Genomic DNA, 23,818 nt, shown 5'->3' with positions numbered 1-23,818 from the left:
GGAGCGGGCTTGCCCCGCGATAGCGTCCGACCAGGCAATGGTTGTGGCTCGATTGGCGCCATCGCGGGGCAAGCCCGCGCCCACAGAATCCCTTGTCAGAGCATCTTGTCAGCGCACCTTGCGCCGGTATGGGAACACATCGATCACCTTGCCCGCCCGGATAGCCTCCTGCAGCCCCTTCCAGTAATCGGCGTCATACAGCTCGCCATGCAAGCGGCTGAACAGACGCCGCTGGCCCATGTCGGCGAACAGGAACGGCGGGAACTCCTCGGGGAACACATCATGCGGGCCGATCGAATACCACGGCTCGCCGGACATCTCGTCCTCCGGGTAGCGCGGTGGCGGGATATGGCGGAAGTTGACCTCGGTAAGGAAACAGATTTCGTCGTAGTCGTAGAACACCACCCGGCCATGGCGGGTGACACCGAAGTTCTTCAACAGCATGTCGCCAGGGAAGATATTGGCCGCCGCCAGTTGCTTGATGGCCAGCCCGTAATCCTCCAGCGCCTCCAGCACCTGCGCCTCACTGGCGTGCTCCAGGTACAGGTTGAGCGGGGTCATGCGCCGTTCGGTCCAGCAGTGGCGGATCAGCACGGTGTCGCCTTCCAGCGTTACGGTGGAAGGCGCCACCTCCAGGAGCTCGGCCAGGCACTCGGGGTCGAACTTGGCCTGCGGGAAGCGAAAATCGGCGAACTCCTGGGTATCGGCCATGCGTCCGACGCGATCGACGCTTTTCACCAGCCGGTACTTGTCGATCACCGTGGCACGGTCAACGGTCTTTGAGGGCGAAAAGCGGTCCTTGATGATCTTGAACACGGTGTTGAAGCCCGGCAGGGTGAACACGCTCATCACCATCCCCCGTACCCCCGGGGCCATGATGAAACGGTCATCGCTGCGCGCCAAGTGGCCGATCAGCGCGCGGTAGAACTCCGACTTGCCGTGTTTGTAGAAGCCGATCGAGGTGTACAGCTCGGCGATATGCTTGCCCGGCAGGATGCGCTTGAGAAAGTTGACGAACTCCGCCGGCACCGGCACATCGACCATGAAGTACGAGCGGGTGAAGGAGAAGATGATCGACACCTCGGCCTCGTCGGTGATCAGCGCGTCGGCCTCGATGCCATGCCCTTCGCGGTGCAGCAGCGGGATCACCAGCGGCCATTGCTCGTCGACCGTGTGCAGGCGCCCGACCAGGTAGGCGCCCTTGTTGCGGTACAGCACCGGGCTGAACAGTTCCACGGCCAGCGCCGGGTCCTTGCACACCCAGTCGGGCAGGCTCTCGCGCAGTTGCTGCTCCAGCCGTGCCAGGTCGCCCTCCAGGTCAGCGTAGGGCTCGTTGAATGCATAATCGGCGAAGATCGCCCGCAACACTCCCTTCACCCCGCCCTCGAGCGGGTAAGTACAGGTTTGCGCCGCGCGCTCGCGACTGCGCATCGAAGGCCGGGTGGTGTGGATGAACATGCAGCCGTCGCTGATCTGGTCATGGCTGAACAGGCTGCAGAACAGCGAGTTGTACCAGGTTTCGGACAGTTCATCGTCCAGCCGCGGGTCGATCAGGCGGATGTAGGCGTTTTTCACCAGCGGCCACTGTTCCACGTCCAGCAACACCGGCGCCTCGAACCCTTGGCGCAACCTGCCGTTGGCCTCGGCGACCTTTTCTTCGTAGAGGTTGATACGGGCCGCTGCCGCCTGCTGGATGTCCTGCCAGCGCGCCTGCTCGAAACGCTCGCGGGCGCCCAGGGTGATGCGGCGAAAATGCTCGCGGTAGTCGTCGAAGCCCTCGAGGATCACGCGGGCGATGTCGGCAGCGGGCCAGGGTTGGGTCATGCGCGGGGCCTCGAGTCAAGGTGAGTTAAAGAGCTTAGTCGCCTGCGGATTTTAAGGAAGACCGTGCGGCCCATCGCGGGGCAAGAAAGCACAAGAATCGCCAAGGCCCGTGACGTACACTCGCGCCCCTGCCCCACTGCCGGAGACCTCCGTGAGCCCCATCGCCCTAGCCCGCCTGCTGACCCTTGCCGCTGTCTGGGGGGCGAGCTTCCTGTTCATGCGCATCATCGCCCCGGAGCTCGGCACCGTGCCGACCGCGTTCTTCCGAGTGTCGATCGCCTGCCTGGGGCTGATCGCGATCCTCGCCGCTACCCGGGTGCGCTGGGACTTCAATGGCAAGCTGGGCGCCTGCCTGGTGCTGGGCATGATCAACTCCGGCATCCCGGCGACCTTCTATTCGGTGGCGGCGCAGGTACTGCCGGCCGGCTATTCGGCGATCTTCAACGCCACCACGCCCCTGATGGGCGTGCTGATCGGCGCACTGTGCTTCCGTGAACCTATGACCCTGACCAAGCTGTGCGGGATTTTCCTCGGCCTGTTCGGTGTCGGCATCCTTAGCGGCGCAGGGCCTGCGGCGCTGGATCTGGCCCTGTTGCAAGGCGCTCTGGCGTGCCTGGCGGCAACCACCTGCTATGGCTTCGCCGGCTTCCTCGCCCGGCGCTGGATCAGCGGCCTGGACAGCCGCCTGTCGGCCCTGGGCAGCATGCTCGGCGCGACGCTGCTGCTCAGCCCGCTGTTCGCCTGGAGCGCCCTCACCCAGCCGCCGGCCAGCTGGGGTGGCTGGCAGGTGTGGCTGTCACTGCTGGGCCTGGGCCTGCTGTGCACCGCGTTCGCCTACATCCTGTACTTCCGCCTGCTGGACGAGATCGGGCCGGTCAAGGCCAGTACCGTGACCTTCCTGATTCCGGTGTTCGGCGTGCTGTGGGGGGCGTGGCTGCTGGACGAGCCACTGTCGATGGCGCACCTGTACGGCGGGGTGCTGATTGGCGCGGCACTGTGGCTGGTGCTGCGCCCTGCCCGGCAGTGAACCGGGTAGCGTGGGAGCGGGCTTGCCCCGCGATTTCGTCAGATCGGACGAAATCGCGGGGCAAGTCGCAACGGCGCACCGCCGCTCCCACGCTCCCACTGGCGTCAGGCCTGCGCTGTGCGCAACGCCGGTTTGCGGAACACAAACAGCAGCCCGACCACGATCAGCCCCATGCCCAGCAGGCTGAGCGGCGCCAGGCGGTTACCGAAGATGATGAAATCCATCACCGCGGTCACCGCCGGTACCAGGTAGAACAAGCTGGTGACATTGACCAGGTTGCCCCGCGCAATCAGCCGGTACAGCAGCAGCGTGGCCAGCAACGAGACCACCAGCCCCATCCACAGCAGCGCGCCGACGAAGCTGGCATTCCACTGCACCTGCAGCGGCTGGAACGGCGCGAACAGCGCGCACAGGCCGAACCCGGCCAGATACTGCAGCGGCAAGGTGCCCATCGGGTTGTCGGTAATGCGCTTCTGCAGGATCGAGCCGCAGGTCATGCTGGCCAGCGCCAGCAAGGCGAACAGCATCCCCAGCAACGAAACACCACCCAGGTTGATGCCCTGGTAGACCACCATCACCAGCCCACCGAGGCCCAACCCAAGGCCGAACAGCCGGCTCCAGGAACGCTGACGCTCCATCAGGACAACGGTGAGGATCGGTTGCACGCCCATCACTGTGGCCATGACCCCGGGGGTGACGTGGGTGTTCAGCGCCAGCAGGTAGAAGATCTGGTACGCGCCGAGCAGCACGCAGCCGGTACCCAGGGCGCGCAGAATGCCACCCCGACTACGCGGCCAGCGCAGCCCCAGCAACGGGCCGATCAGCAGCAGACCGGCCAGTGCCAGCGCCGAACGCAGCAGGAGGAAGGCGAAGGGGCTGGCCTGGGCCAGGCCGAGTTTGGAGACGATCGCCCCGCTGCTCCACAGCAGGACGAACAGGCTGGTGGTGGCCGCCGAGGCCACGGATGCTTTGTTGAAAAAAGACATGTATTGCCACCTGTATGGGCAAGGAAAGCCGTACGGGCGGTTCTATCGCGTATCGAGAGATAGCCGACCGTGTTCAGTAGGTTGCGTGTGCGAGGGATGCGGCCAGACGCCGATCAGCCCAGTACGACCACGCAAGGAGGCGGAGCTACGCCGCCTACAACGCCACTGACAGGTGGTGGGTAATGACTGATCATGGCCGGCTGCTGGCTGCCACGCACGACCACGCCCGCGACAGGCGCGAGAACGTAAGCGGTGGTGGAAGGGATGGCTGGCATGAACAGGTCTTCTGCAGAAGTGAATGTTTCGGAATATAACGGTGAATCGAGGGTGGGGCAACCTCTGAAAAATCACTTGTCTGTTCGGGCCCTTTCGCGGGTAAACCCGCTCCCACAGGGATCGCGCTAACCCTGTGGGAGCGGGTTTACCCGCGAAAGGGCCGGTGCAAACTACAACTGCGTCAGAACAACCAGCGGTACAGCGCGACGGCCACCAGCACCGCGAGCACTGGCCGCAGCACGCGGTAGGCCTTAGGGTTGGCGCGCTTGAACTGCTTGACACGGGCGCTGATCACATTGCTGAAACGCTTGCTCCAGGCATACGCCTGGTTGATCCCGCCCACACGCTCGTCGTCGGTATTCTGCGGTGCGGTGGCACGGCCGAGGAAGGCGCTGACCTTGCGGTTGATGCGGGTCATCAACGGGCTGTTGAGCGGGCGCTCGACATCGCAGAACAGGATCACCCGGGTCATCTCGGTCTCGTTCTTCACCCAGTGCACGAAGGTCTCGTCGAACATGACGTCCTCGCCATCGCGCCAGGCGTACGGCTGGCCGTCGACGTAGATGCGGCAGTTGTCCGAGTTGGGGGTGGACAGGCCCAGGTGATAGCGCAGCGAACCGGCAAACGGGTCACGGTGCGGGTTCAGGTGGCTGCCGCCGGGCAGCAGGGCAAACATCGCACCTTTGACGTTGGGAATGCTGTTGACCAGTTCGACGGTCTTGGGGCACAGCGCCTCGGCCGACGGCAGCGCCTTGTCGTACCACTTGAGGTAGAAACGCTTCCAGCCTTTCTTGAAGAACGAGCCGAAACCGGCATCGTTGTCTTTTTCCGCGGCTTTGATGTAGCCCTCGTCGAACAGGCGCATGGCCTCTTCACGGATGGTTTGCCAGTTGTCCTTGAGCACGTCCAGTTCAGGGAAGCGCTGGCGGTCGAGGTACGGCTTGGAAGGCACGCCGGAGAACAGGTACATCAGGCTGTTGTACGGGGCGAACAGCGCCGAATGGTTGACGAACTGGCGCAGCACCGGCAGACGCGCCTTGCCGCGCAGGTGTACGAACAGCACGCTGCCGAAAAAGACCAGCAACACTCCGGCCTTGGCGACAAAGGAAAAGGTCATGCAACACTCCTTGGAGGGGAAATCTGGCCATCCCCGAATAGCCGGACATCATAAACCCATCCGCCCCGGGTAAAAACAACCGGGGGCGGATCGCAGTGTTAAGGATTGTGCAACAAACGTCAGGGCGGGGTATTGCGCCGGATCAGCGGTGGGGCCTGACACATCGCCGGCAAGCCGGCGCCCACAAAGGCAACGCATACCCTGTTGGAGCCGGATCAGCGATGGACTGCTCAGCAGCCGCAGGGGTTACTGCTGGTTTTCCTGGTCGCTGAACATGTCGCTGAACAGCATGCTGGACAGGTAGCGCTCGCCCGAGTCCGGCAGGATCACCACGATGGTCTTACCCTGCATTTCCGGTTTTTCCGCCAGGCGCACCGCCGCCGCCATCGCCGCGCCACACGAGATGCCACAGAGAATGCCCTCCTCCTGCATCAGGCGAATGGCCATGGCCTTGGACTCGTCCTCGGTCACCGTTTCCACCTGGTCGACGATCGACAGGTCGAGGTTCTTCGGCACGAAGCCGGCACCAATGCCCTGGATCTTGTGCGGGGTGGGCTTGAGTTCCTCACCGGCCAGGGTCTGGCTGATCAGCGGCGAATTCACCGGTTCCACCGCCACCGACAGGATTGCCTTGCCCTGGGTGTGCTTGATGTAGCGCGACACCCCGGTGATGGTGCCACCGGTGCCGACGCCAGCCACCAGCACGTCGACCGCGCCATCGGTGTCGTTCCAGATTTCCGGGCCGGTGGTCTTCTCGTGGATGGCCGGGTTGGCCGGATTGTCGAACTGGCCCGGCAGGAAGTGCTGCGCAGGGTTCGCGGCGACGATCTCGTTGGCCTTCTCGATGGCGCCCTTCATGCCCTTGGCCTTGTCGGTCAGGACCAGCTCGGCGCCCAGCGCCTTGAGCACCTTGCGCCGCTCCAGGCTCATCGAGTCCGGCATGGTCAGGATCAGCTTGTAGCCACGGGCGGCGGCCACGAAGGCCAGGCCGATGCCGGTATTGCCCGAGGTGGGCTCGACGATGGTCATGCCCGGCTTGAGCTTGCCGCTGCTCTCGGCGTCCCAGATCATGTTCGCGCCGATCCGGCACTTCACCGAGTAGCCAGGGTTGCGCCCTTCGGTCTTGGCCAGGATGGTCACGCCGCGCGGGGCGATGCGGTTGATCTGCACCAGCGGCGTGTTGCCGATGGAGTGGGCGTTGTCTGCGTAGATACGGCTCATGGCAGGTGTCCTTGAACATGAACGAGCGGGGAAAAACATCAGGGTAAGCCTGCAACGGGGGAGCGTAAAGCCTGATCGCGCCTGCCGGGCGGCCGGTCGTGACGGACCATTCAGGGACTGAATACCGGGTCTGCGTTTGCAGGCGTCGGGGCTGGGGTTATAGTCGTCGCCAACAATCAGCGCTTGTCCGCAGCGGCCTCTTCGCGGGTAAACCCGCTCCCACAGGGAATGCAGTTACTTGTGGGAGCGGGTTTACCCGCGAAGAGGCCCTCGAAGCCCTCAGAGGATCGGTTCATGAAGTTCGAAGGCACCCGCGACTACGTCGCCACAGACGACCTGAAACTGGCGGTCAACGCGGCCATCACCCTGGAGCGCCCGCTGCTGGTCAAGGGTGAGCCCGGCACCGGCAAGACCATGCTCGCCGAGCAATTGGCCGCCTCGTTCGGCGCGCGCCTGATCACCTGGCACATCAAGTCGACCACCAAGGCCCATCAGGGCCTCTACGAGTACGACGCGGTCAGCCGCCTGCGCGACTCGCAGCTGGGCACCGACAAAGTCCACGATGTGCGCAACTACCTGAAAAAGGGCAAGTTGTGGGAAGCCTTCGAGGCCGAGGAGCGGGTGATCCTGCTGATCGACGAGATCGACAAGGCCGACATCGAGTTCCCCAACGACCTGCTGCAAGAGCTCGACAAGATGGAGTTCTACGTCTACGAGACCGACGAGACCATCAAGGCCAAGCAGCGCCCGATCATCATCATCACCTCCAACAACGAAAAGGAGCTGCCCGACGCCTTCCTGCGCCGCTGCTTCTTCCACTACATCGCCTTCCCCGACCGCGACACCCTGCAGCGCATCGTCGATGTGCACTACCCGAAGATCAGCGAATCGCTGGTCAGCGAGGCGCTGGACGTGTTCTTCGACGTGCGCAAGGTGCCGGGCCTGAAGAAAAAGCCCTCCACCTCCGAACTGGTCGACTGGCTCAAGCTGCTGATGGCCGACAACATCGGTGAGGCGGTACTGCGTGAACGCGACCCGACCAAGGCCATCCCGCCGCTGGCCGGGGCACTGGTCAAGAACGAGCAGGACGTGCAACTGCTCGAGCGCCTGGCCTTCATGAGCCGGCGCGGCAACCGCTGACAGGAGCCGGGCCATGCTGCTCAACCTGTTCAATGAAATGCGCGCGGCCAAGGTGCCGGTGTCGGTGCGCGAACTGCTCGACCTGCACCACGCCCTGCAGAAGGGCGTGGTGTTCGCCGACATGGACGCGTTCTACTACCTCGCCCGGGCCATCCTGGTGAAGGACGAACGCCATTTCGACAAGTTCGACCGCGCGTTCGCCGCCTACTTCAAGGGCCTGGACAACCTCGACCGGCACATCGAGGCGCTGATCCCCGAGGACTGGCTGCGCAAGGAGTTCGAGCGTTCGCTGAGCGACGAAGAGCGCGCACAGATCCAGTCCCTGGGTGGCCTGGACAAGCTGATCGAGGAATTCAAGAAACGCCTCGAAGAGCAAAAGGAACGCCACGCCGGCGGCAACAAGTGGATCGGCACCGGCGGCACCAGCCCGTTCGGCTCGGGCGGTTTCAACCCCGAGGGCATCCGCGTCGGCGACGCCGGCAAGCGCCAGGGCAAGGCGGTCAAGGTATGGGACCAGCGGGAGTACAAGAACCTCGACGACCAGGTCGAGCTGGGCACCCGCAACATCAAGCTGGCGCTGCGTCGCCTGCGCAAGTTCGCCCGTGAAGGCGCCGCCGAAGAGCTGGACATCGACGGCACCATCGACCACACCGCCCGTGACGCGGGGCTGTTGAACATCCAGATGCGTCCCGAACGGCGCAACACGGTGAAGCTGCTGTTGCTGTTCGACATCGGCGGCTCGATGGATGCCCATGTGAAGGTGTGCGAAGAGCTGTTCTCGGCCTGCAAGACCGAGTTCAAGCACCTGGAGTACTACTACTTCCACAACTGCGTCTACGAGTCGGTGTGGAAGAACAACCTGCGCCGCACCTCGGAGCGTTTCGCCACCTTCGACCTGCTGCACAAGTACGGCGACGATTACAAAGTGATCTTCGTCGGCGACGCCGCCATGGCCCCCTACGAGATCACCCAGCCGGGTGGCAGCGTCGAGCACTGGAACGAAGAAGCCGGGTATGTGTGGATTCAGCGCTTCATGGAAAAGTTCAAGAAAATCATCTGGATCAACCCGTACCCCAAGCAGGCCTGGGACTACACGGCGTCGACCCACCTGGTGCGCGACCTGATCGAGGACAAGATGTATCCGCTGACCTTGCAGGGGTTGGAGGATGGGATGAAATATCTGTCCAAGTAGGCCTTTCAGCAGGCCCGGCCTCATCGCCGGCAAGCCGGCTCCCACAGGATTTCGCGTGCCCTCTGTGGGAGCCGGCTTGCCGGCGATGAGGCCAGCAGGATCACCGCCAGCGTTGCAGGTACACCTGCTGCTCCCGCCACGCCTCGTCCTGCACCACCGCCCGGAACCGCACCAGCGCCCCCGGCAGGCACTGCGCCAGTTGCGCCAGGGCCAGCGGCGTCAACGCACCCAGCCGCGGATAGCCACCAATGGTCTGCCGGTCATTGAGCAGCACGATCGGCTGCCCATCCGGCGGCACCTGCACCGCGCCCAGCGGGATGCCCTCGGAAATCATCGGCGCCCCCTGGTACACCAGCTGCGGCCCCAACAGGCGGATGCCCATGCGATCGGCGCGACTGTCCAATGTCCAGTCACGATTGAACGCCTCGAACAAACTGGTACCGCTGAAGTCGCCGATCTGCGCGCCCATCACCAGGTCGAGCATGGGCTTCTGGGCATAAACCGGACGCACCGCTTCAGGCACGTGGGAGCGAGCTTGCCTCGCGATGGCGGCACCCGCGTGCAGTACCTCTCCTTTGAGCAACGCGCGGCCCTGTCCATCCAGGCCACCCAAGGCTTCGCGCACCACCGTGGCGCAACTACCCAGCACCGCCTCGGCGGTGAAACCACCGGGCACAGCGAGATAGGCCCGCGCGCCCTGGCGCGGCTGACGCAAGCTCAGCCGCTGCCCCTTGCCCAGCATGAAGCTGCGCCAAGGCGCCACTGGCTGGTCATCGATACGCGCATCCAGGTCGGCACCGGCCAACGCCAGCACGCAATCCTGTTCGGCGACCACGCTGAAACCGCCCAGGGCGATCTCGACCACAGCGCTGTCCAGGTCATTGCCCAGCAGCCAGTTGGCCCAGCGCATGGCCACCCAATCAAACGCCCCGCCCTGGGTCACCCCCAGGTGGCGCACACCGAAACGCCCGGCATCCTGCAACAGGCACAGCGCGGTGCTGGCCTCGATCCGCAACTGGCTCATGCCTGGGCCTCCAACGGGCTGTCGTCGCCGCCCAACGTGATGAATTCACCGCGCTCAACCGCCACGAAACGTACCCGGTCACCTGGCTGCAGCAGGCTGTAGCCTTCGCGCTCACGGTCGAACAGGCGCACCGGGGTGCGCCCGATCAGGTTCCAGCCGCCCGGCGATACCGCCGGGTAAGCGGCCGTCTGGCGTTCGGCGATACCCACGCTGCCCGCCGCCACGCGCTTGCGCGGGGTGCTCAGGCGCGGGCTGGCCAGGCGCTCGTCGACCAGGCCCATGAAGCCGAAGCCGGGGGCGAAACCCAAGGCAAATACCGGATAGTCGCGACCGCTGTGCAGGCCGATCACCTCGGCTTCACTCAGCCCGCTGCGGGCGGCCAGCAGCGGCAACTCAGGGCCGACACTGGCGTGGTACCACACCGGGATTTCGTGGCGCCGCCCGGCGCTGCCGGGGTCCGGCTGCAACCCTTCGAATGCTTGCACAATGCGCTGGCGCGCCTGGTTCGGTGCCAGGTCGAACTGCACCATCAGCGTGGTATAGGACGGCACCAGGTCGATCAACTGCGCGCCGAACACCGCTCGCAGGCGCTGGCTGGCGGCGAGAATCCAGGGCATGTTGGCCTCATCGATACGCTCGAACAGGCGCACCATCAGGCTGTCGATCGCCACCACCTCGATACGCGGCGTCATGGCAGCTCCAGCGCGTCGAGGGCCTGGCGGATCTGGCGCACGGCGGCCACCGAGCTGTCGTTGTCGCCATGCACGCACAGGGTGCTGGCGTTCAGACGCACAGCGCTGCCGTCATCAGCCACCAGTGCTTCACCCCGGGCCAGGCGCAATGCCTGCTCGACCACCAGCGCCGGGTCGTGGTGCACCGCGCCCGGCAGGCGCCGCGACACCAGGTGACCGCTGGCGGTGTAGGCACGGTCGGCGAAGGCTTCGAACCACAACGGCACGCCGATTTCGTCGCCCAGGGCCTGGGCGGCGCTGTTGTCAGCGGTGGCCATGAGCATCAGCGGCAGGTTGCCGTCATAGGCAGCCACGGCCTCGAGCACGGCACGCAGCTTTTGCGGGTCGGCCATCATGTCGTTGTACAGCGCGCCATGGGGCTTGATGTAGGCCACTCGGCTGCCCTGCACCTTGCAGATGCCATCCAGCGCGCCGATCTGGTAGTGCAGCAGGTCGCGGATCTCCTCGCTGCTGCAGGCCATGGAGCGGCGACCGAAGCCCACCAGGTCCGGGTAGGCCGGGTGCGCGCCAATGGTCACGCCGTGCTCCAGCGCCAGGGCTACGGTGCGGCGCATGGTGCCCGGGTCGCCGGCGTGGTAGCCGCAGGCGATGTTGGCGCAATCGATGTACGGCATCACCTCGGCATCCAGGCCCATGCGCCAGCTGCCGAAACTTTCGCCCATGTCGCAATTGAGTAGCAGGCGTTTCACTTGGCTGATTCCCGTGTCGATGTTCATGCTGCCTACCTTAGCGTGCCAGCAGTTGTTTGCCGCGGGTTTCCGGCAGGCTCAGCGCCGCCAGGATCACCACGCCGTAGGACACCGCGGCGAAGGCGCCAATGCCCAACCCCAGGGGTACTTTCTGGCTGAGCAGGCCGATCAGCAGCGGGAACAACGCCGCGAAGACCTTGCCGATGTTGTAGCAGAAGCCCTGCCCCGAGCCACGGATACGGGTGGGGAACAGTTCGGTGAGAAACGCGCCCATGCCGCTGAAGATGCCCGAGGCGAAGAAGCCCAGCGGCAAGCCCAGCCACAGCATCACGCCATCGCTGACCGGCAGCTGGGTGTAGAGCAGCACGATGACGAACGAACCCACGGCGAACAGGATGAAGTTCTTCTTGCGCCCCAGCAGGTCGGACAGGTACGCGCTGACCACGTAGCCAATGTAGGAGCCGACGATCACCGTCGCCAGGTAGCCGCCGGTGCCGAGCACGCTCAGGCCGCGCTCGTTCTTGAGGAAAGTCGGCAGCCACGAGGTGATGGCGTAGTAACCGCCCAGCGCACCGGTGGTCAGCAGCGAGGCGCGCACGGTAATCCAGAGCATGCCGGGGGCGAAGATCTCGTAGAAATGCGCGGGCTCGGCAGCGCTTTCAGCGGCCTTGGCCTGGCGATAGACCTCCGGGTCCTTGACCAGGCGGCGCACGAAGATCACGAACAACGCCGGCAGCAGGCCGAGCAGGAACAGCGCGCGCCAGGCCTGTTCAGGTGGCAGCCAGGAGAACAGCAGCGCATAGAGAATGGCGGTCAGGCCCCAGCCGATGGCCCAGCCCGACTGCACCATGCCCACCGCCTTGCCACGGTCCTGGGCGCGGATCACCTCGCCGATCAGCACCGCGCCGGCGGTCCATTCGCCGCCGAAGCCGAAGCCCATCAGGGTGCGGGCGATCAGCAGTTGCTCGTAGTTCTGGGCGAAGCCGCAGAGGAAGGTGAAGAAGGCGAACCACAGCACCGTCAGTTGCAGGGTGCGTACCCGGCCGATGCGGTCGGAAAGGATGCCGGCGATCCAGCCACCCAGGGCCGAGGCGATCAGCGTGCTGGTATGGATCAACCCGGCCTCGGTGGTGCTGATGCCCCAGAGCATGATCAGGGTGGGCACGACGAAACTGAGCATCTGGGTATCCATGCCGTCCAGGCCATAGCCGATCTTGCAGCTCCAGAAGGTGCGTCGTTGCTGGGAATCGATGTCGCGGTACCAGGCGAAGGGGCCGCTCGAGGATCGGGCGGGGGCCTGCTGCTGCACGCCGGTCGGGTTCATGTATGCCTCGGCTTGTTGGTATTGTTTTACGGGCGACGTCGAGGTCGCGGCCTGGCTGCCATGTTCAGAGCCAGCGCCTCAAGCGTCCAACGAGAAAATCCGCCGGTCTGGAACAAGAAAAACTGATCATGAACCTTCGTTTCCTCGAAACCTTCGTCTGGGTCGCCCGGCTCAAGAGCTTCCGCCTCACCGCCGAGAAGCTGTTCACCACCCAGGCCTCGGTGTCCAGCCGCATCGCCGCGCTGGAGGCCGACCTTGGGGTGAAACTGCTGTTGCGCGACTCGCGCGGGGTCAGCCTGACGCCCGAGGGCAGCAAGGTGCTCGAATACGCCGAGCGCATGCTAGACACCGCCAAGGCCATGAAGCAGTCGCTGGACAGCGACCGGGCCAAGACCGGGCGGATTCGCCTGGGGGTGATGGACACGGTGATCCACACCTGGATGAGCGCGCTGGTGGCGGAGCTGACCGAGCGCTATCCGCAGGTGGAGATCGAACTGGTGGCTGACACCGCGCTGAACCTGCGCGAACAGCTGCACAAGGGCTTTCTCGACGTGATCCTGCAGACCGACCTGCTGCGCGAGCCGTCGATCCGCAGCCTGGACCTGGCGCGTTATCCCATGGGCTGGATCGTTGCCGCCGGCTCCATCCACCACCGTGACTATGGGTCGCTGGCTGAACTAGGCCGCGAGCGCATCGTCACCTTCTCGAAGAATTCACGGCCTCACCAGGAGGTGCTCAGCCTGTTGCAGGGTGCCGGGGCCGAAGCGCCGCGATTGAACTGCGTGAACTCGGTGGCGGCGATCACCCGCCTGCTGCGCGATGGCTTTGGCATCGGCGCGCTGCCGCCGGCGCTGGTGGACAGCGAGTTGAGCCGGGGTGAACTGGTGCTGTTGGAGGGGTTGCAGCCACCGCCGAGCCTGGAACTGGTGGCGGCCTGGCAGACCGGGGTGGCGCTGGTGGACGAGGTGGTGGGGGTTTGCCGGCAGGTGCTGGAGCGCTATGCGCGGGATGTGGGGGGGCAGCGGATCGTGTTGGTCTGAAGGGCCCAATCGCGGGGCAAGCCCGCTCCCACGTGGGTACCCACCTCGACCTTTAGCACTTCGTGGGAGCGGGCTTGCCCCGCGATAGGGCCGGCAAGGACTAGCGCCAGCTCTCTTTGACCACCTTGCGCCGCCCACCCAGGATCACCCAGCCGACCAGCAGCAACAGGCTCTCGACCACCAACGCCAGCACGAACCCGGCGCCAATCCCCCAGCCGATCGCCTCGGGCACCAGCAGGATCTGGTAGCTGTAGCCCTTGAGCGTCTCTTCCCGCAGCGCCGGTTCCGGCTGCACCAGCACATGCCAGGTGCGGCTCACCCACGAGCCTTGCAGCGCCTGCCACTCGTGCTCCAGCAGTTGGTTGCGGATCAGCAGGCTTTCGATGCTGTTGGCATCGCTGTTGAACACCGGGTCGTCGCTGCTGCGGTAATGCTGCACCAGCGCCTGCAGGTCACCGTTGAAGAAGCGCTGGGCGGTCTGGCGGAAGCCGTCGAGCGCCTGGCGCGATTCCAGCAGGTGCGCCTCGACCCGCTGGCTGTAATCCTTGACCAGCCCGGGTACCTGGATACCGGCCAACAGGCCGAAGGTGAACAACAGCAAGCGCAGGTAACTTCTGAACATGGAGCGTCCTTAGCTCTGGCCGTGGGCGACGCACTCACCGTGGCGCCACAGGGCCCATTGGCCCGGCTCGTAGCGGTTCCAGGTCTCGTTCTCGGTCAGGGCTTCAGTGGCGATCACCGTGACCACGTCGTTGGGGGTGGTTTGCGTGTGGAAATCGACGATCAGGTCGACATCCTTCAAGCGTGCAGCGCCGAAAGGAGCGCGGCGGGTGATGTGCACCAGCTTGGTGGAGCAGAAACAGAACAGCCAGTCGCCGTCGCTGAGCAGGCAGTTGAACACGCCCTTGCCACGGTATTCGGCGCAGGCCTCGACCAGCACCGGCACTAGCTGCTCGACCTCGACCGGCTCGGGGAACGCCTCGCGCACGCGATTGAGCAGGTCGCAGAAGGCCGCTTCGCTGTCGGTGTCGCCGATCGGGCGATAGAAGGTGCGTTGGCCGCTGAACTCGCCCAACTGGCCATTGTGCGCGAAGCACCAGTTGCGGCCCCACAGCTCGCGCACGAACGGATGGGTGTTGGACAGGCACACCCGGCCGACGTTGGCCTGGCGAATATGGCCGATGACCACTTCGCTCTTGATCGGGTAGCGCTGCACCAGGTTGGCCACCTCCGACTCGCTGCTCGCCGCCGGGTCCTGGAACAGGCGCAGGCCACGCCCTTCATAGAAACCGATGCCCCAGCCGTCGCGGTGCGGGCCGGTACGGCCACCGCGCTGCATCAGGCCGGTGAAACTGAAGACGATGTCGGTGGGGACATTGGCACTCATGCCCAGCAGTTCGCACATGTTCGCGGCTCCTGGCTTACAGACGGGGTTCTACGCGGCCCTGGCCCGGGCCGGAACGGCGCACGGGAGCAGGTGCCGGGTCATCGCGGTAACGGTCGTTGCGGTCGGCGGCCACCGGGGCCAGGGCCTGCGCTTCGTCATCTTCCTTGGCCTGGCGCTGGGCCGCGGCCTCACGCTGGGCACGGCGCTCGCCGGCGCGTTTTTCCAGCGGCCAGCGGATCAGCACGAAGACCAGGTACAGGGCGAAGGCGATCATGCCGTACATGGCCAGGTCCGAGGCGGCGCGCCAGGCGTTGTTGCCGACCTTGAAGGCCAGGTCCAGCGCGGTGATGGCAATAGCCGGGGCGAAGCTGTCCTTGACCGGGTCGACGACGGTCGGGCTGAACAGCAGCACGGCGACGATCACCCGCAGCGGCTCGCGCAGCCAGCGCCACATCCAGCCGGTGAGCTTGCAGGCCACCAGCAGGCAACCCAGGGCGGCGACGGCGTAGAGGCCCCAGGCCAACAGATAGTCGTGTTCGGTCATGGTGTTCGTGCATGCCAGGCAAAGAGACGCCTATGATAAACACTTTTACCGGCGCAGGCGCCCCCCGCGGACCTGCTGCGGCCTCATCGCGGGGCAAGCCCGCTCCCACGCAGGACCTGATTTGGCGTGGGAGCGGGCTTGCCCCGCGATGAGGAACCATCACTCGATGAGATCGCCCATGCCCGTCACCCTTACCACCCCCATTGCCCATAAAACCGAAGGCACCGACCCCTACGCCTGGCTGCAAGACCGCGACACCCCCGAAGTACTGGCCTACCTGAACGCGGAAAACGCTTATCAGGAGGCCTGCCTGGCCGACCAGGCCAGCTTGCGCGAACAGCTGTTCGAAGAGATCAAGGGCCGTATCCTCGAGACCGACCTGTCGCTGCCCTCGCCCTGGGGCCCCTACCTGTACTACACCCGCACCACCGCCGGCGACGAATACCCGCGCCACTACCGCTGCCCGCGCCCTGCGGATGACAGCAACACGGTGGATGAAAGCCGCGAAGAACTGCTGCTCGACCCCAATGCCCTGGCCAATGGCGGCTTCCTGGCCCTCGGCGCATTCAACATCAGCCCCGACCACCGCCTGCTGGCCTACAGCCTCGACACCAGCGGCGACGAGATCTACACCCTGTACGTCAAGGACCTGGCCAACGGCGCGTTGACCACCCTGCCCTTCGACGATTGCGACGGCAGCATGACCTGGGCCAACGACAGCCAGACGCTGTTCTTCGCCGAACTGGACGACACCCACCGCCCCTGGCGCCTGCGCCGCCACACCCTCGGCGAGGCCGATGCTTTGAGCGTGTTCGAAGAGCCCGACGGGCGCTTCTTCCTGCACTGCTACCGCGCCAGCTCCGAGCGCCAGCTGGTGCTGCTGCTCAACAGCAAGACCACCAGCGAGGCCTGGGTACTGGACGCCGCCACGCCGCAGGCCGCGTTCACCTGCCTGGCGCCACGGGGCGAAGGCCACGAATACTTCCCCGACCACGGCCAGCTCGACGGCCAGTGGCGCTGGTTCATCCGCAGCAACCAGGACGGCATCAACTTCGCCCTGTACCACGCCCCGGCCGACCAGGTACCGACCCGCGCCGACTGGCAGCTGCTGGTAGCACACCGCGACGACATCATGCTCGAAGGCGTAAGCCTCAACGCTTCGGCCCTGAGCCTGAGCCTGCGCGAAGGTGGCCTGCCGATCATCGAGGTGCGCCCGCAAGGCTTGCCGGCCTACCGCGTACAGTTGCCGGACGCTGCCTACAGCCTGTACGTGCAGGACAGCCTGGAGTTCGCCAGCACGCGCATCCGCCTGCGCTACGAGGCCCTCAATCGCCCGGCCCAGGTGCGCCAGCTGGAGCTGGCCACGGGCGAGCAGGCCGTGCTCAAGCAGACCCCGGTGCTGGGGGTTTTCGATGCCGACGACTATGTCAGCCAACGCCTGTGGGCAGTCGCCAAGGACGGCACCCGCGTGCCGATCAGCCTGGTGCGCCGCCGCGCCGACCTGGACAAGACCGTCCCGCTGTACCTGTACGGCTACGGCGCCTACGGCGAAAGCCTCGACCCCTGGTTCTCCCATGCCCGCCTGAGCCTGCTGGAGCGCGGCGTGGCCTTCGCCATCGCCCATGTGCGCGGCGGCGGCGAGCTGGGCGAGGCCTGGTACCGGGCCGGCAAGCAGGAACACAAGCACAACAGCTTCGACGACTTCATCGCCTGCGCCGAACACCTGATCAGCGAGGGCATCACCGCCCGCGAGCGCCTGGCCATCAGTGGCGGCAGCGCTGGCGGGCTGCTGATGGGCGCGGTGCTCAACCTGCGCCCGGAGCTTTTCCGCTGTGCCATCGCCGAAGTGCCGTTCGTCGACGTGCTCAACACCATGCTCGACCCGGAGCTGCCGCTGACCGTCACCGAGTACGACGAATGGGGCAACCCCGAAGAGCCCGAGGTGTACGCGCGAATCAAGGGCTACGCCCCGTACGAGAACGTCAAGGCGCAGGCCTACCCGGCCATGCTGGTGATCGCCGGCTACAACGACAGCCGCGTGCAGTACTGGGAAGCGGCCAAGTGGGTGGCGCGCCTGCGCACGCTGAAAACCGACAGCAACCTGCTGCTGCTCAAGACCGAAATGGGCGCTGGCCACGGCGGCATGAGCGGCCGCTACCAGGGGCTGCGCGACGTGGCGCTGGAATATGCGTTCGTCTTCAATGAGCTGGGCGTGGTGTAAAACGCGTTTTTGGTTGTCATAGGGTTCGGTCACCCGACATGAAGGTGAAACGGCCCTTGTGGGAGCGGGTTCACCCGCGAAAACGTCAGTGAAGCCACTGCAGCATTCGCGGGTAAACCCGCTCCCACAGGGATCAAGACATTCGAAGAAGAACAACACATGCCCGACCAATCCCACCTCAACGCCGAAATCCGCGACATGCTCATGGACTGCGGCCAGTTCGACACCCTGCAACCCGGCGACTACCTCGCCGCCGCCGGCTATTTCAGCCTCACCACGATCAGCGAAGGCCAGACCATTTTCAGCGAAGGCGATGCCGGCACGTTCATGTGCATCCTGCACCGCGGCATGGTCTCGGTGCGCAAGACCGACGTCACGGGCGCCCTGGTGGAGATCGCCACCCTGCGCAAGGGCCGTGCCTTCGGCGAGATGGCCGTGCTCGACGGTGAACGGCGCTCGGCCACCTGTGTCGCGGCCAGCGATTGCCAATTGCTTACCTTGGGCAAGGACTCACTGGAAAAAATGCTGATGGACGCGCCGGGCATCGCCGCACGCATCATCCGCGCCCTGGCGGTGGCGTTGTCCAGGCGCTTGCGCATGCAGGACGGGCAAAGCCTGGCCCGCCAGGTCTAGTCGTTTTTGCCCGGCGCTTTCGGCGGGTCCTGGTTCAACCCGGGCAATGGCTGATCCTTCGGCGGCCCAGGCACCGGCATGGGCGGTAACAGCGGTGCGCCGGGGCGGTTGGCGCCGGCCTTGGGCGGCGTGCTCGGGGTGATCTGCGGATACGGCGTCGGTGTCGCCGTGCCGGGCGCACCGGGCGCGGGCGTGAGGGCGCCGGCCTGCTGGCCGGCGGCATCGGCCATGGGGGTGACAGCGCTCAGCAGCGCGGCGAGGATCGCATGCAACATCTGCCACCTCCTGTCGGGAACCTTGCTACAGGCTAGGCCCATCCTTGCGTTTTTGCCTGTCCGCTGACGCCACAGGCGCGCTAGACTCGACGCTATAACCGTCATTCGCCTGATCAGAAAAAAGGTAACACCATGAGCTCCACCTCCGCTGCCACCGCCCGCCTCGACCGCATCCTCGCCGACGCCAAGCGCGACAAGGAAATGGGCTACCGCGACAAGGCGCTGAAGATGTACCCCCACGTATGCGGCCGCTGCACCCGCGAGTTTTCCGGCAAGCGCCTGTCGGAGCTGACCGTGCACCACCGTGACCACAACCACGACAACAACCCCCAGGACGGCTCGAACTGGGAACTGCTGTGCCTGTACTGCCACGACAACGAGCACTCGCGCTACACCGACCAGCAGTATTTCAGCGAAGGCTCGCTGAGCTCGCCGAAAACCGCCGTGGCCACCCATAACCCGTTCGCCGGGCTGGCCAGCCTGCTGAAAAAAGACTGAACGTCGATTCCCGTCCCCACCGCGTCGGCGACCCCGTATAATCGCGCTCTTTTTTGCGAAGGGCCCGACTCGTGGCGAACAAACGGTACAGCTGCATCGGCCTGTTCAACCCCAAATCCGCCGAGAACGTCGGTTCGGTGATGCGTGCGGCAGGCTGTTACGGGGTCAATTCGGTGTTCTACACCGGCAAGCGCTACGAGCGCGCCCGCGACTTCGTCACCGACACCAAGCGCGTGCACTACGACATTCCGCTGATCGGCATCGACGACCTGCAGCGCATCATCCCGCTGGGTTGCACGCCCGTGGCGGTGGAGCTGGTGGACGGTGCAAGGCCGCTGCCGGAGTACACCCACCCGGATCGGGCGATCTACATCTTCGGGCCTGAGGATGGCTCGCTGAGCGAGGATGTGCGGGGGTGGTGCGAGGAGACCATCTATATACCGACCCAGGGCTGCATGAACCTGGCGGCGACGGTGAATGTGGTGCTGTATGACCGCATGGCCAAGGGCTTGAATACCCGGTCGGGGCCGAAGTTCAAGTAGGCAGGTCTGACCCTATCGCGGGGCAAGCCCGCTCCCACAGACGCAGCGCTGTTTTCGTGGACAACACAGTACCTGTGGGAGCGGGTTTACCCGCGAAGGGGCCGGCCCCGGAAACCCAGGGCCAGCAGCGGTGCCGAACTCCGTCAGAACAGCACCGGTGTTGCTCGCCTTACGAAGCGTTGATCCAGATGGTCTTCAGCTCCGTGTACTGATCATGCGCCCAGATCGACTTGTCGCGCCCGCCAAATCCGGACTCTTTGTAGCCCCCGAACGGCGTGGTGACGTCACCTTCACCGAAGCAGTTCACGGTCACTACACCCGCGCGGATTTCACGCGACAGGCGCAGCGCATTGCGCAGGCTGCCGGTATAGGCCGAGGCGGCCAGGCCGTAGACCGTGTCGTTGGCCAGCTCGATGGCTTCATCGATCGTCTCGAAGCTGGTCACGCTCAGCACCGGGCCAAAGATCTCCTCGACGAACAGTTTGTTGTCACGCGCCACGCCATCGACGATGGTCGGCTGCACGAACACGCCCTGCTCGGTCTCGCCACCCTGGACGACGTTGAGTTTCTGCTCGGCGGCGTATTCCAGGTACGACTTGACCTTCTCGAAATGCGCTTTGCTGACCATCGCGCCCAGACGGTTTTCCGGATCCAGCGGATCACCCAGTTTCCAGTCCTTCAGGTGCTTGCCGATCAGGCTCAGCAGCTCGTCCTTGACGTCCTTGTGGACGATCAGGCGCGAAGAGGCCGAGCAGTTCTCGCCCATGTTCCAGAACGCGCCGGCGGTGACGAACTGCGCCACTTCGTCCAGATCTTCGCAATCGTTCATGACCACGGCCGGGTTCTTGCCACCCAGCTCCAGGACGATGCGCTTGAGGTTGGACTCGGCGGCGTACTTGAGGAACAGACGGCCGGTGTCGGTAGAGCCGGTGAAGCTCACCATCGGGATGTCCATGTGGCGGCCAATGGCCTCGCCCACTTCACGGCCACCGCCAGGCACCAGGTTGAACACACCGGCCGGGATACCGGCTTCATGGGCCAGCTCTGCCACGCGCAGGGCGCTGAGGGTGGTTTCCTTGGCCGGCTTGACCACGATCGAGCAACCGGCGGCCAGCGACGGGGCGATCTTCCAGGCCAGCATCAGCAGTGGGAAGTTCCACGGCAGCACCAGGCCGACCACGCCGATGGCTTCGCGCACCACCATGGTCACGGCAGCGTTGCCGGTCGGGGCGGTGGCGTCGTAGATCTTGTCGATCAACTCGGCGTGCCAGCGGATGGTGTGGATGGTCTCCGGCACGTCGACGGTCTGGCACTCGCTGACCGGCTTGCCGCTGTCCAGCGCTTCCAGCACCGCCAGCTCGTGGGCGTTGTCTTCGAGCAGCTGGGCGAACTTCTGCAGCACGTGCTTGCGGTCGTTCGGCTGCATCTTCGACCAGGTGCCCGCTTCGAACACGCGCTTGGCTGCCGCGACAGCCACGTCGACGTCGTTGACATCGCAGGCGGCGACTTCGACCAACTGCTTGCCGGTGGCCGGGTTGGTGGTGACGAAGGTGCGGCCCGAGATGGCATCGCGGAACTCACCGTCGATGAACGCCTTGGTGCGCAGTTGCAGGTCGGCGGCGATGGCCGCGTATTGATCCTTGCTCAGCAAGTCAGCCATTTCAGGCACCTCCGGTAATCTGGGCGATGGTGCGCTTGAGCTCGGTGACCACCCGCGCCAGCTCTTGCTTCTCGGCAGCGTCCAGGTCGTACAGCGGCTTGCGCACGCCGCCGGTCTTCAGGCCGTTGAGGGCGACGCCGTGCTTGATCGCCTGGACGAACTTGCCACCTTCGAGGAAGTCCATCAGCGGCATCATGGCAGCCATGATCTTGCGGCCCTTGTCGAAGTTCTTCTCGATCACACAGGCCTCGTACAGGGCCACGTGCTCACGCGGGATGAAGTTGGAGCCTGCGCAGACCCAGCTTTTCGCGCCCCAGGCGAAGAACTCCAGGGCCTGGTCGTCCCAGCCGCACGACAGCTGGATGTTCGGGCGCTGGATGGCCAGGCGGTGCAGCTGGCCCATGTCGCCGGAGCTTTCCTTGATGGCGACGATGTTCTTCACGTCGGCCACGGCGTCGAAGAATTCCTCGCCCATGCTCACGCTCATGCGGCCCGGATAGTTGTAGAGCATGATCGGCAGGCCGGCGGCGGCGTCGACCGCTTTCACGTGCAGGGCGATTTCCTGCTGGGTCGGCAGCGCATACGGCGGGGTGCCGACCAGCAGCGCATCGGCCTTGATCTCTTTGGCGTGGCTGGCGAAGGCCACCGCGTCTTCGGTGCGGATACCACCGGTACCGACGATCAGCGGCAGGCGGCCATTGAGCACGTCCTTGGCCTGGGCGGCCAGTTCGACGCGCTCCTGGGTGGTGTGGGCGTAATACTCGCCGGTGGAGCCGCCGATGATCACGCCGTGGATCTTCGACTCGACCAGGTATTCCAGAACATCGGCAAAGGCTGCCTTGTCGATCGAGCCGTCGGCGGCCAGGGGGGTGATTGCCGGGGTGTAGATGCCTTCGAATTTCACGATGAGGTTCTCCAGTGAACGCAAGGTTTCAGGCCGCGCCGGTCACACCCGGCGCGGTGTGACGAATCAAGCCAGCGACGCTGCCTGCTGCAGGTTCAGCGAGCGGGTTTCCGGGGCCAGGGCGTACGACACCACCAACCCGATCAGGGTGACGGCGGCCGCGGCATACATGGTGAAGGCGATGCCGTGGCTATCCAGCACCATGGGCACCAGCCAGGTGCCGACCGCCGCGCCGACGCGCGACAGCGAGGTACCGACGCCCACGGCGTTGGCGCGGATTTCGGTGGGGAACAGTTCGTTCGGGTAGACCAGCTGCAGCACCTGGGCACCGCCGATGAACAAGGCGTAGGCGCCGAACAGGCCGAGGATCAGCAGCTCGGACCCAGCGTGGAACACCCCCAGCCCCAGCAGGGCCAGGCCCGACCAGAAGAAGCTGTGGATCAGCATGTTGCGCCGGCCCATGCTGTTGATCAGGCGCGTGGCGATGATGCAGCCGACCACGAACAGCAAGGTGATCGCCACCGAGCCGAACGAGGCCCAGTCACCCTTGAGGTTGAGCGCGCCCAGCACCTTGGGGGCGAAGGCGTACACGGCGAACACCGGGATCACCGAGCAGGACCAGAACACGGCGACGAACATCATGCGTTTGCCATAGCCCGAGTGCAGCAGGCTGAGGAACGACAGCTTCTTCTGCTCCGGTTCCTCGGGCAGGTTGCGCAGCGAGAAAGCACTGCCGTAGACGCCCTTGATCACCGCATCGGCTTCACTGGCGCGGCCCTTGCTGAGCAGCCAGCGCGGCGACTCGGGGGTGCCCAGGCGGATCAGGAACAGCACGGCACCGATCAGCGCCGGGCTGGCCAGCACCAGGCGCCAGGCACCATCGCCGCCATGGCGCAGCAACAGGTCGCCGAGGATGTAGGCAGCGGCGGCGCCGGCAAACCAGAGGATGGTCAAGGTAGCCAGGCGCGGGCCGCGGTTCTTCTTGGGCAAGAACTCCACCAGCAGCGAAGTGGCCACCGGGTACTCGATACCCACCGCAATGCCCACCGCGAAGCGCAGCAGGAACAGCACCAGCCCGGACTCGACCCAGTACTGGCTGACCGAGGCCAGGATGAACAGCACCGGCCCCACGAAGAACACGCGCTTGCGGCCGAAGCGGTCGGTCAACCAACCACCGAGGAAACCGCCGAAGAAGATCCCGATCAACGCCGAGGCGGCGATCATGCCTTGCCAGAAACTGCTCAGGGCAAGGCCAGCGGCCATCTGCACCATGGCCACGCCAATGATGCTCAGTACGTAACCGTCGACGAACGAGCCGCCGCCCGAACGCAAGGTGAGCAATTGGTGAAAGCGATTAAGCGGTACATCTTCGATAGATACATTGTTAGTTGTCATTATTTTCTCCTGCCACCATCAAACGCACCCTGAATTCCGCCCGAGCGAACCCGCGCCGCTGAAATAAACTTCAGCACCGTGAACCCGAAGTTGCACTTCGGGGGGAAAACAGCACGCAATAGAAACCGCAGGCCGGGCAGCGATGGC

General features: G+C 65.0%; 23 protein-coding genes. 8 read left to right on the top strand and 15 right to left on the bottom strand.

The features are described 5' to 3' along the window. Positions 1-108 precede the first annotated feature (108 nt). Positions 109-1,824, bottom strand: coding sequence for a bifunctional isocitrate dehydrogenase kinase/phosphatase (gene aceK / locus DM373_RS04855; RefSeq protein WP_110992496.1), 1,716 nt, complete (start codon positions 1,822-1,824; stop codon positions 109-111). Positions 1,825-1,975: 151 nt separating this feature from the next. Between aceK and DM373_RS04850 the strand changes: the two genes are divergently transcribed. After that, entirely contained in the window at positions 1,976-2,851 is an 876-nt protein-coding gene (locus DM373_RS04850) for a DMT family transporter (RefSeq protein ID WP_110992495.1), read from the top strand. 104 nt (positions 2,852-2,955) lie between these two features. Here DM373_RS04850 and DM373_RS04845 read toward each other — a convergent pair whose 3' ends face one another. From DM373_RS04845 to cysK, 3 genes are all read right to left on the bottom strand, one after another. Then, positions 2,956-3,837 carry a DMT family transporter gene (locus tag DM373_RS04845; protein WP_110992494.1) on the bottom strand — a complete coding sequence of 294 codons (882 nt, stop codon included), beginning with the start codon at positions 3,835-3,837 and terminating at the stop codon, positions 2,956-2,958. Positions 3,838-4,294: 457 nt separating this feature from the next. Continuing rightward, positions 4,295-5,230, bottom strand: a complete 936-nt coding sequence (locus DM373_RS04840) for an aspartyl/asparaginyl beta-hydroxylase domain-containing protein (protein ID WP_110992493.1) — start codon at positions 5,228-5,230, stop codon at positions 4,295-4,297. Positions 5,231-5,476: 246 nt separating this feature from the next. Further along, complete coding sequence (gene cysK / locus DM373_RS04835) at positions 5,477-6,451, bottom strand: cysteine synthase A (RefSeq protein WP_110992492.1); 975 nt, start codon at positions 6,449-6,451, stop codon at positions 5,477-5,479. Between the two features lie 294 nt (positions 6,452-6,745). On the opposite strand from cysK, the gene DM373_RS04830 reads away from it, so the two are divergent. Next, on the top strand, positions 6,746-7,591 hold the full coding sequence (locus DM373_RS04830) for an AAA family ATPase (protein ID WP_110992491.1): 846 nt from the start codon (positions 6,746-6,748) through the stop codon (positions 7,589-7,591). A gap of 13 nt (positions 7,592-7,604) precedes the next feature. After that, complete coding sequence (locus DM373_RS04825; RefSeq protein WP_110992490.1) at positions 7,605-8,783, top strand: vWA domain-containing protein; 1,179 nt, start codon at positions 7,605-7,607, stop codon at positions 8,781-8,783. 100 nt (positions 8,784-8,883) lie between these two features. On the opposite strand, the gene DM373_RS04820 is transcribed toward DM373_RS04825, so the two are convergent. From DM373_RS04820 to DM373_RS04805, 4 genes are read right to left on the bottom strand one after another with little or no spacing between them, the layout of a single operon-like run. Beyond that, a complete protein-coding gene (locus DM373_RS04820) occupies positions 8,884-9,807 on the bottom strand; it encodes a 5-oxoprolinase subunit C family protein (RefSeq protein WP_110992489.1) in 924 nt (307 codons plus the stop codon). After that, on the bottom strand, positions 9,804-10,499 hold the full coding sequence (pxpB, locus tag DM373_RS04815) for a 5-oxoprolinase subunit PxpB (RefSeq protein WP_110992488.1): 696 nt from the start codon (positions 10,497-10,499) through the stop codon (positions 9,804-9,806). The genes DM373_RS04820 and pxpB overlap by 4 nt, the downstream gene beginning before the upstream one ends. Beyond that, entirely contained in the window at positions 10,496-11,275 is a 780-nt protein-coding gene (locus tag DM373_RS04810) for a 5-oxoprolinase subunit PxpA (RefSeq protein WP_110992487.1), read from the bottom strand. Before DM373_RS04810 ends, pxpB begins: the two co-directional genes overlap by 4 nt. A gap of 10 nt (positions 11,276-11,285) precedes the next feature. Further along, positions 11,286-12,572: an MFS transporter gene (locus DM373_RS04805; RefSeq protein ID WP_110992486.1), complete on the bottom strand. Its 1,287-nt coding sequence runs from the start codon at positions 12,570-12,572 to the stop codon at positions 11,286-11,288. A 128-nt stretch (positions 12,573-12,700) separates the two neighbouring features. On the opposite strand from DM373_RS04805, the gene DM373_RS04800 reads away from it, so the two are divergent. Continuing rightward, on the top strand, positions 12,701-13,612 hold the full coding sequence (locus tag DM373_RS04800; RefSeq protein WP_110992485.1) for a LysR family transcriptional regulator: 912 nt from the start codon (positions 12,701-12,703) through the stop codon (positions 13,610-13,612). Between the two features lie 100 nt (positions 13,613-13,712). On the opposite strand, the gene DM373_RS04795 is transcribed toward DM373_RS04800, so the two are convergent. The 3 genes from DM373_RS04795 to DM373_RS04785 are packed head-to-tail and all read right to left on the bottom strand — an operon-like array spanning position 13,713 to position 15,543. Next, positions 13,713-14,234 (bottom strand): DUF2937 family protein, encoded by a 522-nt coding sequence (locus tag DM373_RS04795; protein ID WP_110992484.1) that lies wholly within the window; start codon positions 14,232-14,234, stop codon positions 13,713-13,715. A gap of 9 nt (positions 14,235-14,243) precedes the next feature. Then, positions 14,244-15,017 (bottom strand): class II glutamine amidotransferase, encoded by a 774-nt coding sequence (locus tag DM373_RS04790; RefSeq protein ID WP_110992483.1) that lies wholly within the window; start codon positions 15,015-15,017, stop codon positions 14,244-14,246. A 16-nt stretch (positions 15,018-15,033) separates the two neighbouring features. Next, positions 15,034-15,543, bottom strand: a complete 510-nt coding sequence (locus DM373_RS04785) for an MFS transporter (protein WP_110992482.1) — start codon at positions 15,541-15,543, stop codon at positions 15,034-15,036. 166 nt (positions 15,544-15,709) lie between these two features. Here DM373_RS04785 and DM373_RS04780 point away from each other — a divergent pair, with 166 nt between their 5' ends. Both DM373_RS04780 and DM373_RS04775 read left to right on the top strand, forming a co-directional pair. Further along, on the top strand, positions 15,710-17,764 hold the full coding sequence (locus tag DM373_RS04780; protein ID WP_425272562.1) for a S9 family peptidase: 2,055 nt from the start codon (positions 15,710-15,712) through the stop codon (positions 17,762-17,764). A 159-nt stretch (positions 17,765-17,923) separates the two neighbouring features. Further along, positions 17,924-18,397, top strand: coding sequence for a cyclic nucleotide-binding domain-containing protein (locus DM373_RS04775; protein ID WP_110992480.1), 474 nt, complete (start codon positions 17,924-17,926; stop codon positions 18,395-18,397). On the opposite strand, the gene DM373_RS04770 is transcribed toward DM373_RS04775, so the two are convergent. Then, positions 18,394-18,672, bottom strand: a complete 279-nt coding sequence (locus DM373_RS04770; protein WP_110992479.1) for a hypothetical protein — start codon at positions 18,670-18,672, stop codon at positions 18,394-18,396. The genes DM373_RS04775 and DM373_RS04770 overlap by 4 nt on opposite strands. A gap of 132 nt (positions 18,673-18,804) precedes the next feature. On the opposite strand from DM373_RS04770, the gene DM373_RS04765 reads away from it, so the two are divergent. Together DM373_RS04765 and DM373_RS04760 are read left to right on the top strand one after the other, a co-directional pair. Continuing rightward, complete coding sequence (locus tag DM373_RS04765) at positions 18,805-19,170, top strand: YajD family HNH nuclease (RefSeq protein ID WP_110992478.1); 366 nt, start codon at positions 18,805-18,807, stop codon at positions 19,168-19,170. A gap of 71 nt (positions 19,171-19,241) precedes the next feature. Further along, positions 19,242-19,712, top strand: a complete 471-nt coding sequence (locus tag DM373_RS04760) for an RNA methyltransferase (protein ID WP_046856681.1) — start codon at positions 19,242-19,244, stop codon at positions 19,710-19,712. A 169-nt stretch (positions 19,713-19,881) separates the two neighbouring features. On the opposite strand, the gene DM373_RS04755 is transcribed toward DM373_RS04760, so the two are convergent. The 3 genes from DM373_RS04755 to DM373_RS04745 all read right to left on the bottom strand — a co-directional run bounded on the left by DM373_RS04755 (position 19,882) and on the right by DM373_RS04745 (position 23,671). Next, positions 19,882-21,372, bottom strand: a complete 1,491-nt coding sequence (locus DM373_RS04755; RefSeq protein ID WP_110992477.1) for an aldehyde dehydrogenase — start codon at positions 21,370-21,372, stop codon at positions 19,882-19,884. 1 nt (position 21,373) lies between these two features. Further along, entirely contained in the window at positions 21,374-22,276 is a 903-nt protein-coding gene (locus DM373_RS04750) for a dihydrodipicolinate synthase family protein (RefSeq protein WP_110992476.1), read from the bottom strand. A 66-nt stretch (positions 22,277-22,342) separates the two neighbouring features. Next, positions 22,343-23,671 carry an MFS transporter gene (locus DM373_RS04745; RefSeq protein WP_110992475.1) on the bottom strand — a complete coding sequence of 443 codons (1,329 nt, stop codon included), beginning with the start codon at positions 23,669-23,671 and terminating at the stop codon, positions 22,343-22,345. Between the last annotated feature and the right edge of the window lie 147 nt (positions 23,672-23,818).

This window comes from Pseudomonas sichuanensis, from assembly GCF_003231305.1.
Classification (GTDB): domain Bacteria; phylum Pseudomonadota; class Gammaproteobacteria; order Pseudomonadales; family Pseudomonadaceae; genus Aquipseudomonas; species Aquipseudomonas sichuanensis.
Note: the sequence above shows the minus strand (reverse complement) of the source record. Positions and strands in the feature narration are given on the sequence as shown.